The sequence below is a fragment of the Larkinella ripae genome (genome assembly GCF_054780775.1).
On the sequence record NZ_BAAGVR010000001.1, the window covers coordinates 934947 to 948492 of the forward strand.

The window sequence follows — 13546 nt, forward strand, 5'->3', positions numbered from 1 at the left end:
CGTTTATTTTTTCCGGCTTTTAGCGGCCTGTGCCTTCTCCCGCTGTTCTTTTTCGTAGGCTTCGCGGTGACGCTTCTCGGCCGACAAGTTCCGGTACAGGCCGTTCAGAACGTAAACGTCGTCGACTTCGTCGATAAGCCGGTGCAGTTGTTCGCGGATTTGGTCAATGTTCATGGTAAATCTATGCTTTTTGCAAGCCCTACTGGCTTGACTATGGATAACTCGGAATTACAATTCCGGCTTTTGCTCAGTGGAAAAAGAAGTACCCCAGCGCAATACCGGCCAGCACACCGGCGGCATCGGCGATCAAACCGGCCACAATGGCGTACCGGGTTTTCTTGATCCCCACTGAGCCGAAGTACAACGCAACGATGTAAAATGTGGTGTCGGCGGCTCCTTGAAAAATGCAGGACAAGCGGCCCACGAACGAGTCCGGCCCGAATTCTTTCATGGCGTCAATCATCAGCGCCCGCGACGCACTGCCGCTCAGGGGGCGCATCAGCGCGACCGGCAACGCATCCGTAAAATCCGTATTGATGCCGATCAAACCGATCAGGTATTTCATGCCATCGACGATGTAGGCCATTGCGCCCGAATTCCGCAGGGCGCTGATGGCCACCAGCATCCCGACCAGGTACGGAATAATCCGGACGGACGTTTCAAAACCGCCTTTTGCGCCCTCGATAAACGCATCAAAAATATCGACTTTCTTCCGCATCGCGCCCAGCAAAAACGCCACGATAATGACAAATAGGGTCACGTTGCCCACCACTTTGGATACCTGCTCGATTTCTTCCTTCGGCAGCGACGACAGGTACCACAACGCCAGCGCCAGAAACGCCGTAATGCCGCCCAGCCAGCCCATCACCAGCCCGTTGAACAGGTTAATCCGCTGTTTCAGGGCCACGATGAACATACTGAAAACCGTAGCGACGTAGGTTCCAATCAGGCAGGGAATAAAGATGTCCGACGGGTCTTTTGCGCCCAGAATCGCCCGTTGCGCCATGATGCCCAGCGGAATGATGGTCAGCCCGGAGGTGTGCAGCACCAGAAACATAATCTGGGCGTTCGAAGCGGTGTCCTTCTGCGGATTCAGCTCCTGCAAACTCTGCATGGCTTTCAGGCCGAAGGGCGTGGCCGCGTTGTCCAGCCCAAGCATGTTGGCCGAAAAGTTCATGATCATCTGGCCGTTGGCCGGGTGGTTTTTGGGCACTTCCGGAAACAGTTTGTTGAAAAACGGGCCGATGATCCGCGCCAGGAAGTTGATGGCCCCGGCTTTTTCGCCGATGTTGAGCAGGCCCAGAAAGAAAGTCATCACGCCCGCCAGCGGCAGGGCAATATCCATTACGGCGGTTTTTGAAGAATCGAACAAGCCCTCGACAATGGTCTTGAAGATTTCGGTATCGCCCAGAAAAATCAGTTTAAAGAGCGCAATCAGAAAGGCAATCAGAAAAAAAGCTACCCAAATGTAGTTAAGGGCCATAGTAAGGGAAACACGTTATTCGTAGCAAAATAGCGGGTTTTTCGTTATTTCGCAACGAACTACCTCACTCTCCGCTTAACGCTGGCTCATCTTGACTCACCTCCGCGAGGCCACAAAACGAGTTAGTTCGCGGAGTTGAGCGGAGGATTTTAGAGTCAAGCACAGATTTACAAAATGAAAAATACGGTTTTACTACTTCTCCTCTTTCCGCAACTTCTTCTGGCGCAGGGGAAACTGGAGCAGGTGATGATCCGGCAGGGGCTGGTGGATATTCAGAAAGTCGATCCGGCGGTTTTGGTGGAATTGAAGTACTCGACCACCGATAATTTTGTCGGCAAAGATGTCTACGGCGACCTGACCCGGGCCTACCTGCAACCGCTGGCCGCCCAGAAACTGGCGAAAGCCAGCCGGGAATTGCAACACCGGCGCCCCGACCTCCGGCTGCTGGTCTACGACGCCACCCGCCCGCGCTCGGCGCAGTGGGCTTTGTGGAACACGCTCAAGCATCTGCCCGTCAACGAGCGCGGCAAATACGTTTCCAATCCCCGCAACGGCTCGGTGCACAACTACGGTTGCGCCGTCGATCTGACCCTGGCGACCAAAGACGGAAAACCGCTCGACATGGGCACCCCATTCGATTACTTCGGCGAACTGGCCCATCCGGAAAAAGAAGATCAGCTGCTCAAACAGGGGAAGTTGCGCCCGAAACAGGTCGAAAACCGGCGCCTGCTGCGGGCCGTCATGAAAAAAGCCGGTTTTTCTTCCCTGAAAGCCGAGTGGTGGCATTTCAACGCGCTGTCGCGGGCCGAGGCCAAAAAGCAATATAAAATTGTGGAGTAAATCCGGTCCGGAGGGTCAAACCGGCACCCGCCGGGTCCGGATCAGGCCCTGAAAGTCGTTCAGCAAAAGCCGCTCGAAAAGCTGGACGGTGGCGGCTGCGTCGCCGTGGGCGCGGTGGCGGTTGCTGACCGGAATTTCCAGCGATCGGCACAATTTGCCCAGGCTGTAGGAAGGCAATCCCGGAAAAATCCGGCGGCTGAGCTGCACCGTGCAAAGCCGGTGACGCTCGAAGGGCTGGCCAATCCAGGAAAATTCCTTTTTCAGAAAACCGTAGTCGAAGGGGGCGTTGTGGGCGACAAAAACCGCCCCTTCCGTCACGCGGGCGATTTCGTGGGCCACGTCGGAAAAATCGGGGGCCAGTTGCACCATTTCGTCCGAAATGCCGGTCATGCGGGCAATAAAAGGCGGAATCGGGCAATGCGGATTTAGCAGGGAGTGGAAGCTATCGACAACCTCGACGCCATCATACCGAAAAACCGCCACTTCTGTCAGACGGGTTTGTCCACCGATTCCCCCCGTCGTTTCTACGTCAACAATTGAAAACATCGTTTTGCAAGATACACTTTTTTCCTGTTCAGTAAGTTTTTCGGGACCCGATGGCGAAAAATACGTTTTCATAAGGAGCGATCATTCGCTCAAGCAAACCAACCTGAAATGAATCGTCGCGAAGCACTAGCCTCCCTCGGGCTCCTGACCACGGGTTTGCCCGGGCCCGAACTGACCACCCCGTACGGGCGAAAACGCGTTCTGCGGGTCGCGCACCTGACGGATGTTCACATGATGCCCCGGCCCAAAGCCGAAGCGTCGCTGGCGACCTGCCTGCACCACCTGCAAACCATGAAAGACCGCCCGGCCTTTATTCTGAACGGGGGTGACGCCATCATGGATGCCCTCTCGCGGGACAAAAGCACGGTTCGGCGGCAGTGGAACGTCTGGAACCGGATTTTGCAGCAGGAAAACAGCCTGCCCATCTACCACTGCATCGGAAATCATGACGTCTGGGGCTACAACGGCTCGAAAAAAGACCCGCTTTACGGCAAAGCCTGGGCGGTGGAACAGCTAAAATTGCCGAACCGCTACTACAGCTTCGACCACAGCGGCTGGCATTTTGTGGTGCTGGACAGCACGCAACCGACGCCCGAGGGCGGCTGGTACGTGGCCCGGCTCGATGAAAAACAACGCGACTGGCTGGAAAACGACCTGCGAAAAACCGACCGTAAAAAACCGGTTCTGATCCTGTCGCACATTCCGATTTTATCCGCATCGGTTTTGTACGATCACAACAAACCGCAAACCGGTCGGCGGGAAATTGGGAGCGGATTGCTGCACACCGATTCGTCGGATCTGATCCGCCTGTTTCACAAACGCCCGAACGTGAACGTTTGCCTGAGCGGCCACACGCACCTGCTCGACCGGGTGGATTACAACGGCGTGACGTACCTCAACAACGGCGCCCTCAGTGGCGACTGGTGGGACCATTCGACCTACCACCACACCCGCGCCGGGTATGCCCTCATCGACCTGTTCGACGATGGCTGGGTGGAGCGAACGTACGTGGGCTGCTGAGCGGTTACTGGCTTACTTCTTTTTGTAGAAATTGTAGACAATCGAGACCTGAAACGTGCGGTTGTGATACTCCACAATCGGGTTGGACGACACGTTGTTCAGCCCGTGAATGTAGCGCAGGTGCAGACTGAATTTATCGGCCATATCCAGAAAATCGTAGTGAGCGCCGACGGCAATGCCGGTGTCCTGTTTTTTGCCGGGGCCGTAGGGCGTATCGATGGCGTAACTGAATTCGGGACCGGCCTGAAGCACAAGCCCTTCGGTGGGTATCCAGCCCAGCAGCAGGGGCACACTGATGTAGTTGAAATTATTCCGGACCGTCTGCGGATTGGTGCCCAGCCGTTTCAGCGTCCCTCCTTTCACCGACAGCAGCAACTCGGGCTGTGCCACAAACCGGTTGTACCGCAGCCGGTAAATACCGCCCAGATGGAAGGCGGTTTTGTAGCGTTCAATGTAAGGCGTGATGCCTTCCTGGGCGGTCCGGGACGTACTGGCACCCACTTTAAGACCAAACACGCCCTGAAGCTGAGCAAAGGAAGAAAAAGAAGCGAACGAAAACGCAACAAGTAGAAGTAATCTGACTTTCAACATACTGTTTTTGTGAATAACCCGGTCGATTCGCCAACGTTCCCACGAACCAACAGACAAATAACGGGAGAATTTCAGTTATCTTACGGATACCGTCCGAAGTTTCGGGGCATTTTCACAAAAATTAAGAGATCAGACCCGCGAGCGCCGACCAGCGGGAAATGCCGGAATCCGGCAAAACCGGCCCTTCTCCCCTTCCCTTTCCCGGCTTTACGCTCGTATTTTTTCCGCTTGTTCCACGAATCAATTCAAGCGCGGATCGACGGGGTAGTGCGACAGAACGCGGTACTGCCCGCCCATCTGGCGCAGAATGCCCCGCCAGAACTGATCGGAAGGGGTGTCGAAAATAAAGCCGGAATCGGCCTGGGTCACGATCCAGGCATTTTTGGCCATTTCGTCGGCCAGCTGCCCGCCCGACCAGCCGGAATAGCCGACAAAAAACCGCACGTCGGTTTCCTTCACCGCCCCGGCGTTGATCAGTTGCCGCAGCCGGTCGAAATTTCCGCTCCAGAAAAGGCCGTTGGGCAGTTCGATGGATTCTTCCAGCGCGTGGCCCAGCCGGTGAATGTAGTGCAGGGTGTTCTGCTGAACCGGGCCACCGACGTACAACGAATAGTCGTGGTACATCTCGTCGGTCAGCACATCGTTCAGTTTTACCTGCGCGATCTGGTTCAGGACGAGCCCGAACGTGCCTTCATCGTTGTGGTCGCACACCAGCACGACGCTTCGTTCAAAATTCGGATCGCCCAGAAACGGTTCAGCAATCAACAGACAGCCATTGGTGATCGGATGCGTGCCCATATCGGTGGTATTCAGGTTGTGATCAATGGAAAGAAATCTACACAAAGGGTCCTTCTCTTTGCTATAACGTTTTCTAGAGTTCCGTAACACAATCTTAATACCAAAAATCAGTATTTGGCGGAAACCGTTCCGAATTTTGATTTTTAGGCCCGGGAGCGCATTCTTCCGGAAGAATGCGTATTTTGTCTGCAAACCGTTCCGAATGTCCCAGAAATCTCTTTTACGCCATCCGGTCGTTTTCGTGCTTTTTGGCGCGGTAGCCGCGTTCTGCACCTACGCCTGCATGTATGCCTTCCGCAAAGGAATCACGGCCGTCATTTTTGAGGGCCTGAGTTTTGCCGGCGTCAGCTACAAAATCTGGCTCATCACGGCGCAGGTTCTCGGTTACGCGGTTTCGAAGCGGATTGGCGTCAAGGTCGTTTCGGAAATGAAACCGGGTCAGCGGGCGCTCTACGTGCTGCTGTTCATCGGTCTTTCGGAGCTGGCGCTGCTCGGTTTTGCCCTGGTTCCTCCGCCCTACAACATTGTTTTTCTGTTTCTGAACGGCCTGCCGCTGGGCATGGTCTACGGCATTATGCTCGGTTTTCTGGAAGGCCGCCGGCAGACCGATGCGCTGGTGGCGGGGCTAACGGCCTCGTTTATTTTTGCGTCGGGTTTCGTCAAAACCGTTGCCCTGACCATCAAAACCGCCTGGGGCATTTCGGAGTTCTGGCTTCCGTTCGTCACGGGCCTGCTGTTCGTGGTTCCGCTGCTGGGGTCGGTCTGGATGATGACGCTGCTGCCCCCGCCTTCCGCCGAAGACCGCGCCCTGCGCACCGAACGGCGGCCCATGAACCAGGCCGAACGCCGTCACTTTCTGCAAACTTTTTCGGTCGGCCTCACCACGCTGATTATTTCCTACGTGCTGCTGTCGGCGTTCCGCGATTTCCGCGACAATTTTGCCCCCGAAATCCTCTCGGCGGTCGGCATCAAAAATCCGGCGGTTTTTACGAAAACGGAAACCACGGTAGCCGTCGGCATTCTGGGGGTGATGGGGATGTTGCAGGTCGTCAAAGACAACTTTCTGGCGTTCCGGCTGATTAATCTGGTGATGCTGCTGGCGGCTGCCCTGATTGGGGTCAGTACCTGGTTTTTTCAGCAGGGCGCGCTGTCGCCGGGGGCCTGGTTTACGCTGGTCGGGATGGGCTTATACGGGGCGTATGTTCCCTGCAACGGACTGTATTTCGAGCGGCTGGTGGCTTCGTTTCGTTACGTCAGCACGGTCGGTTTTATCGTGACGCTGGCCGACTACTACGGCTACATGGGCAGCGTGGCCATAACGCTCTACAAAAACTTCGGCCAGCCCAACATCAGTTTTCTGGATTTCTTCGTGTATTCGGCGTACGTGGTGTCGGTCGTCTACGGCGCGCTGGTGATCGTTTCCTTCGGCTATTTTCAGCGGAAATATAAACAAACTGTTTCGCAGCGTTTAGCGGAGCGCATCAGCGTTTAGCAAAGAAAAAGGGAATTAAACAGAGAATTACCTCCGCTCAACTCCCTTTTTCTTCGCTCAACTCCGCGAAACCACTCGTCTATTCCACGACGCTCAACTTCACGGTATTGGTTTTCGAGCGTTCCAGCAACGGCATACTGAGCGTATTGATAAAAATATCGCCTTTTTCCAGCACACCCTGCTTCACCAGCAATTCCTTGATTTCGGCCACCGTCTGATCCACGGTATTCGCCGGATTGGGCTCATACGGCAGAACGTTGACCCCCCAGTACAGCGCCAGGGTATTCATCATCGCTTTGTTGGCCGTAAAAACGTATAAACCGGCTTTCGGACGGTGGTGCGCCAGTCGGAACGCCGTGTAGCCCGAGGTCGTGATGCCGATAATCGCTTTCGCTTTGGTGTCGCGGGCCAGTCGGCAGGCGCTCATCACCACGTTGTCGTTCAGGACGTTTTTGCCCGGATTTTCGTTGACGTACGCGTGGTAACGGTAGTATATTTTATCGCTCAGCTCTTCCACCTTCTGAATCGTGTGCGTCATGTTTTCAACCGCCAGAATGGGGTATTTTCCCGACGCAGTTTCGGCGCTGAGCATCACCGCATCGGCGCCATCCAGCACGGAGTTGGCGACATCGTTGATCTCGGCCCGGGTGGGGCGGGGCGCGTCGATCATGCTTTCGAGCATCTGCGTGGCCACAATCACCGGTTTGGCGGCCTTGTTCGACTTTTCGACTATCATTTTCTGAATCATCGGCACGTCTTCGGCGGGCAGTTCAACGCCCAGGTCACCCCGCGCTACCATGACGCCATCGGTGGCGGCCACGATCTCGTCGATGTTCAGAATGGCTTCCGGTTTTTCGAGTTTCGCAATCACGCGGCTCGATTTGCCCCGCGCCCGGATGTATTCCTTAATTTCCAGAATCTCGGATGCCTGCCGCACAAACGACAGCGCAATCCAGTCGACGTTATGTTCCAGACCAAAATCCAGGTCTTCAAAGTCTTTTTCCGTTACCGACGGCATCGAAACCTTCGTATTGGGCAAATTGACGCCTTTTTTTGATTTCAACGGCCCGCCATACACCACTTCCGTAATCACATCCGTACCTTCCGTGCCAATCACCCGGACTTCCAGTTTGCCATCATCCAGCAGAATGCGCTCCCCGTTCCGCACGTCGCGGTACATGCCTTTGTAGGGCGTGCTGACCCGCTCGGCGGTGCCAACGACTTCTTCATTCGTAAAAACCAGCTTATTGCCGGGCAGAATCTGGACCCCTTCTTCCCGTTCTACTTTCCCGATCCGGATTTTAGGCCCCTGCAAATCCTGCAAAATGGCGAGATTCAGACCGTATTCTTCGTTAATTTCCCGGATTCGCTGAATACGAACCAGGTGTTCTTCGTGCGTGCCGTGGGAAAAATTCAACCGGAAAACATTAACACCGGCGCGGGCTAAAGCCAACAGCTTTTCTTTGCTCTCGGACGCCGGACCGACCGTGGCAACAATCTTGGTTTTTTTCAATGACATAGAATTTGACGGTAGTCAGTAGACCATACAAGTGCAAAATAAGCAACCCTTTCCGACATATCAGCGAATTTTCTGTAAAGGTTGTGTAATGAACGATAAAAACCGCCCGGATCGTCCGCCAATCAAGCCGCTCGCCGGTTTCACTCCGCAGCGTCCTGTGGCGCCGAAGCGGTTTTCTCGTGCATGAATTGCAGGTAAACGCCATTGGTCCAGCCAAAGCCGTCCTGATTTGGGTACGCCCCGCCCCCCGCGGTGATCGTGTCGTCCACCACGTTGTATTTTTCCATCATTTTGCCGGTTTCGCGAAAAACCCGGTCGTTGAGGGCCAGCCAGCGGTCGCGTCCTTCGATTGCGGTTTCCGCAAAACCGTAGTTCATCAGCCCTTTATACACCATCCATTGCAGGGGTGCCCAGCCGTTCGGCGAATCCCACTGCTGCCCGGACCGGATCAGGGTGGTCACCCAGCCGCCGGCTTGTAAGAAATCCTTCCGCAGCCGGCTATGAACCGCGTCAGCCTGGTCGGGCGTCGCCAGCCCGAAGAACAACGGAAAGGCAGCCGCCAGCGTCAGCGCCGTGGTCTGGCGCTGGCTACCCAGGTCGTAGTCCACGTAAAACTGCCGCTGATCATCCCAGAAAAACCGGTCGATGGCGGTTTTCCGGTTTTCGGCCGCTTGCGCAAACTGGTCGGCCTGCGCTCCGTCGCCGGTCTGGCGGTAGACATCCCGCAGCGTTTGTTCGAGAAAATACAGCAGGCAGTTCAGGTCAACCGGCAGCAGGTTGCCCGCGTTGGTACTCACCAGCGACTCGCCCTCGCTAAACCAGCGGCTGCTGAAATCCCAGCCCGACTCGCAGGCCGCCCGCAGGTGGCCGTAAAGCGCCTGGGGTTCAATGCCGAGTGCCGTGGCGGGTTCCGTCAGCTGCGATTCCTTCAGGTAGGCTTCGGGCCGGGGGCGCGGGGTCGGGTCGTAATACCGGTTCAGTTCAAAACCGCCTTCGAGCCGAACGGCCCGGGTTTCGCCCTCAGCGGTTTCGCGCATCCAGAAGGCGTATTCCTGCGCCAGCTGGGGCAAATAACGGATCAGAACGTCCGGACCGTCGAGTTCGGCCAGCAGGTGCAGCATCAGCGCAAAAACCGGCGGCTGCGACCGGCTCAGGAAATAGGTGCGGTTTCCGTTCGGAATAAAACCGTACGTATCGATGAGGTACGCGAAATTTTCGATCATGTTCCGGATCAGACCCGTCCGGCCGGCCTGCTTCAGGCCCAGCATCGTGAAATAACTGTCCCAGTAAAAAATCTCGCGAAACCGCCCGCCCGGCACCACGTACGGATGCGGCAGCGGCAGCCGCGAACTGCCCTCGACCGGCACATCCGGGGTCCGCGTGAGCACATCCCAGAGCTTCTCGATGTGGGTCGTGGTCGGCAAGGACGCATCGCTCGAAAAACCGGACGTGGGCGAATCGGGCAGCGTAAAATGCGCGTCGATAAACGCTTTCAGGTGAAAATCCGGTTTATCCTTCTGGGCTTGATACTGGGCCAAAATGGCCTCCGGCGCCATCCGTGGCACGCAATCGACAAATGTTTTCGAGTCCGGAAAGACCTGACTCAACTGCACTTCCCGAAAAAAATCACCAAACAATTCATCCGGCGCGGGGGGCATCTGGTACGCGGGTGGGGTAACGGTTTCAGCTTGCTTCATGCATTTATCAACTCCGGAAGGGCCGTCGTGGTTTAGGGCGGGGGTGGGGCATTCGCTGGGTTCGTCAAACATCTCGCAGCCGTAAGGGTTAGAATTAGTAAGGCGCCGGTTTGGCCGGCTGCGGGATTCATTCAGATTGACCGGTTTTTTGACGAAAAAAATATGGCGACGAAGAAAGCAGGCTTAGACGACAAACTTCATTGGTACAAAGATGCCATCATTTACGAACTTCATATCAAGGCTTTTCGGGACAGCAGTGGCGACGGAATCGGTGATTTCAAAGGGCTGCTGGAAAAGCTGGATTACCTCCAGGACCTGGGCGTAACGGCCATCTGGGTATTGCCGTTTTACCCGTCTCCGCTGCGCGACGATGGCTATGACATTGCCGATTATTACAGCATCAACCCCTCTTACGGCAACGTCGAGCAGTTTCAGGAATTTTTGCAGGAAGCCCACAAGCGGAACCTGAAAGTCATTACGGAGCTGGTCATCAACCACACGTCCGACCAGCACCCCTGGTTTCAGCGGGCCCGCAAAGCGCCCAAAGGTTCGCCCGAGCGGGCGTATTACGTCTGGACCGACGATCCGAACCAGTACAAGGACGTGCGGATTATTTTTCAGGATTTCGAAGCGTCGAACTGGACCTGGGATCCCGTGGCGCAGCAATACTACTGGCACCGGTTTTTCCACCACCAGCCCGACCTGAACTACGACAATCCGCTGGTGCAGGAGGAAATTTATAAAATTCTGGATTATTGGTGCGCCATGGGCGTCGACGGTTTTCGGCTCGATGCGGTGCCCTACCTCTACGAACGCGAAGGCACCAACGGCGAAAACCTGCCCGAAACCCACGCCTACCTGAAAAAACTGCGGGCGCACGTCGATCAGCACTTTCCGGGGACGGTTTTTCTGGCCGAAGCCAACATGTGGCCCGAAGATTCGGCTTCGTATTTTGGCGACGGCGACGAGTGCCACATGAACTACCATTTTCCGGTGATGCCCCGGATGTTTATGGCCGTGCAGATGGAAGACCGGTATCCGATCACCGATATTTTCGACCAGACGCCCGACATTCCGGAGACCTGCCAGTGGGCCATTTTCCTGCGCAACCACGATGAGCTGACGCTTGAAATGGTGACCGACGACGAGCGGGATTACATGTATAAAATGTACGCCAAAAACCCGAAAGCGCGTATTAACCTCGGAATTCGGCACCGGCTGGCCCCGTTGATGGACAACGACCGGCGCAAAATCGAACTCCTGAACAGCCTGCTGTTTTCGCTGGCCGGGACCCCGGTTTTGTATTACGGCGACGAAATTGGCATGGGCGACAACGTGTACCTGGGCGACCGGGACGGGGTTCGGACGCCGATGCAATGGTCGCCCGACCGGAACGCCGGTTTTTCGGTGACCAATCCGCAGAAACTCTACCTGCCGGTGATTCTCGACCCGGCTTACCATTACGAAGCCGTTAACGTCGAAACGCAGTGGCAGAATACCTCGTCGCTGCTGTGGTTTACGAAACGGATGATCAACATGCGGAAGCGCTACAAGGCGTTCGGGCGCGGTGATCTGAAGTTTCTGAACGTCGAAAACCCGAAGGTGCTGGCGTTTACCCGGACCTACGAAGACGAAACGCTGCTGATTGTGGTCAACCTGTCGAAACATTCGCAACCCGCCGAAGTGGACCTGGGCGGTTTTGTCGGCTACCGGCTCGTGGAGCTGTTCAGCAAAAACCGGTTTCCGGCCATTACCGACAACAGCCCCTACCGGTTTACGCTGGCCCCGTATGATTATCAGTGGTTTGCGCTGCAAAAAACGCATCCGAATATCAGTCCGGAAAGCGCACTGCCGCAGATAACGCTGGCGCAGTGGGAAGACCTGATGCAGGCCCAGACCCGGTCGCAACTCGAAAACGACATTCTGCCGAATTACATCACGGAAGCCAACTGGTTTATTGGCAAAGGCCGCGAAATCGACAGCTTCTCGATTTCCGATCAGGCGATGATCGACCTCGATGACAAACGGGGGTCGCTGCTGCTGGTGGAAGTGACGTATGAGCAGGGGCTGCCCGAGTTGTATCAGGTGCCGGTGACGTTTGTGCAGGGTGACCGGGCCAGCCAGATTTCCGCGAGCTGTCCGCAGGCGGTTTTGGCGCAGATGAAACTCGGCGACGAAGACGGTTTGCTCTGCGATGCCTTTTTCACCGACCGTTTGCACCAGTTGCTGTTTGGCAAGCTGGCGGCCAGTCAGTCCATCCCGGCGAAAAACGGAAAGCTGGTTTTTGCGGGCGACAAATCACTGAAAAAATACCGCCAGGATACCGACGAGATCAAGTCCAAAATGCACACTTCGGATCGGGACTACACGGCCATTACCTACGACAACCGGTTTTTCCTGAAGATGTACCGCAAGGTGGACTGGAACCTCAACCCGGACATTGAGATCAGCCGGTACCTGAGCGAAGAAGCGAAATTCGAGTATATTCCGGAATTTCTCGGTACCATCGAGTGGCAGTCGGAAAAGGGGCTGATTTCGCTCGGCATGGTGGAAGCAATGGTGGAAAACCACGGCGACGGCCACAGTTTCATGCTCGAACGGATTCATAATTACATCGAACGGATTCTGGCGCGGAGCAAGGACACGCTGGCGACCGTATGCCGGCAGGGCAGCCTGGGCGATCCGCAGGGCTACGACGATCTGTCGGACAACTGCCGCGAACTGCTCGGCGGATCGGCTTCGGAGCAGGCCCGTCAGCTTGGCATCCGGACCGGCCAGATGCACCTGGCGCTGGCGGCCACGACGAACAAGGACTTTGCGCCCGAAGAATTTTCCCTGCACTACCAGCGCTCGCTTTTTGCGGGTATGCAGTCGCTCGTGCGGGAGAGTTACCAGAGCCAGAACCGCAGCCTGAAAAACCTGCCGGACGGTAGCAAATCGGAGATTGAAGCCATACTGGACAAAAAACAGGCGGTTTTGAAAACGATGAAGCGCATCTACGACCACAAACTGGACGCCCTCAAAATCCGGATTCACGGCAACTACCACCTGGGGCAAATTCTGCTGACGGGCAAAGACCTTGCCATTCAGGATTTTGGTGGCAACCCGCTGCGGACGTTCAGCACCCGGCGCATCAAACGGTCGCCGTTGCGCGATGTAGCGGCCATGATTCGCTCGTTTTATTACGTGGCCTACGAAGGATTTCTGGCCACCAACCAGGTTCCGAAGGAAGACATCAAAAATCTGCTGCCGTTTGCCGACCTGTGGGCCTTCCAGATCAGCGAAATCTTCCTGAAGGCGTATCTGGACACTGTTCAGGACAGTAATTTTTATCCGAAAGACAAAGCGGATCTGCAAATGATGCTGGAAACGTATTTGCTGGAGCGCGCCATTTTCGACCTGAATTATGACCTGGCAAATCGCCCGGAGCGCGTGCTGGCACCCGTCCGAATCATCAATACGATCGTGGAGTAAACGGATTAGAATTTCTCTAATTGGGCGGTTTTGCGAACCATTCCCGGCCGAACAGCCTTATTTATGATACGGTTTTTGGTTACCAG

11 protein-coding genes are annotated in these 13546 nt (G+C 55.7%); 4 read left to right on the forward strand and 7 right to left on the reverse strand.

Features of this window, described 5'->3' with window-relative positions:
• Positions 1-3 precede the first annotated feature (3 nt).
• Both ACYVHX_RS03755 and ACYVHX_RS03760 read right to left on the reverse strand, forming a co-directional pair.
• On the reverse strand, positions 4-174 hold the full coding sequence (locus tag ACYVHX_RS03755; RefSeq protein WP_460670255.1) for a hypothetical protein: 171 nt from the start codon (positions 172-174) through the stop codon (positions 4-6).
• A gap of 73 nt (positions 175-247) precedes the next feature.
• The gene (locus ACYVHX_RS03760; RefSeq protein WP_460670256.1) at positions 248-1483 is read right to left on the reverse strand and encodes a nucleoside recognition domain-containing protein; all 1236 of its coding nucleotides are present in this window, start codon (positions 1481-1483) and stop codon (positions 248-250) included.
• A gap of 174 nt (positions 1484-1657) precedes the next feature.
• On the opposite strand from ACYVHX_RS03760, the gene ACYVHX_RS03765 reads away from it, so the two are divergent.
• Positions 1658-2323 carry a M15 family metallopeptidase gene (locus tag ACYVHX_RS03765; RefSeq protein WP_460670257.1) on the forward strand — a complete coding sequence of 222 codons (666 nt, stop codon included), beginning with the start codon at positions 1658-1660 and terminating at the stop codon, positions 2321-2323.
• Between the two features lie 15 nt (positions 2324-2338).
• Here the strand turns inward: ACYVHX_RS03765 and ACYVHX_RS03770 are convergent, their stop codons facing one another.
• Positions 2339-2869, reverse strand: a complete 531-nt coding sequence (locus tag ACYVHX_RS03770; RefSeq protein ID WP_460670258.1) for a 3'-5' exonuclease — start codon at positions 2867-2869, stop codon at positions 2339-2341.
• A 108-nt stretch (positions 2870-2977) separates the two neighbouring features.
• Between ACYVHX_RS03770 and ACYVHX_RS03775 the strand changes: the two genes are divergently transcribed.
• Complete coding sequence (locus ACYVHX_RS03775; protein ID WP_460670259.1) at positions 2978-3889, forward strand: metallophosphoesterase family protein; 912 nt, start codon at positions 2978-2980, stop codon at positions 3887-3889.
• A gap of 12 nt (positions 3890-3901) precedes the next feature.
• On the opposite strand, the gene ACYVHX_RS03780 is transcribed toward ACYVHX_RS03775, so the two are convergent.
• Both ACYVHX_RS03780 and ACYVHX_RS03785 read right to left on the reverse strand, forming a co-directional pair.
• Positions 3902-4480, reverse strand: a complete 579-nt coding sequence (locus ACYVHX_RS03780) for a porin family protein (protein ID WP_460670260.1) — start codon at positions 4478-4480, stop codon at positions 3902-3904.
• Positions 4481-4720: 240 nt separating this feature from the next.
• On the reverse strand, positions 4721-5323 hold the full coding sequence (locus tag ACYVHX_RS03785; protein WP_460670261.1) for a YqgE/AlgH family protein: 603 nt from the start codon (positions 5321-5323) through the stop codon (positions 4721-4723).
• A 157-nt stretch (positions 5324-5480) separates the two neighbouring features.
• On the opposite strand from ACYVHX_RS03785, the gene ACYVHX_RS03790 reads away from it, so the two are divergent.
• Positions 5481-6770, forward strand: coding sequence for a DUF5690 family protein (locus ACYVHX_RS03790; RefSeq protein WP_460670262.1), 1290 nt, complete (start codon positions 5481-5483; stop codon positions 6768-6770).
• 79 nt (positions 6771-6849) lie between these two features.
• Here ACYVHX_RS03790 and pyk read toward each other — a convergent pair whose 3' ends face one another.
• Positions 6850-8289 carry a pyruvate kinase gene (gene pyk / locus ACYVHX_RS03795; RefSeq protein ID WP_460670263.1) on the reverse strand — a complete coding sequence of 480 codons (1440 nt, stop codon included), beginning with the start codon at positions 8287-8289 and terminating at the stop codon, positions 6850-6852.
• Between the two features lie 140 nt (positions 8290-8429).
• Complete coding sequence (gene treF / locus ACYVHX_RS03800) at positions 8430-9986, reverse strand: alpha,alpha-trehalase TreF (protein WP_460670264.1); 1557 nt, start codon at positions 9984-9986, stop codon at positions 8430-8432.
• Between the two features lie 162 nt (positions 9987-10148).
• Between treF and treS the strand changes: the two genes are divergently transcribed.
• On the forward strand, positions 10149-13460 hold the full coding sequence (gene treS / locus ACYVHX_RS03805; protein WP_460670265.1) for a maltose alpha-D-glucosyltransferase: 3312 nt from the start codon (positions 10149-10151) through the stop codon (positions 13458-13460).
• The last annotated feature ends 86 nt before the right edge of the window (positions 13461-13546 follow it).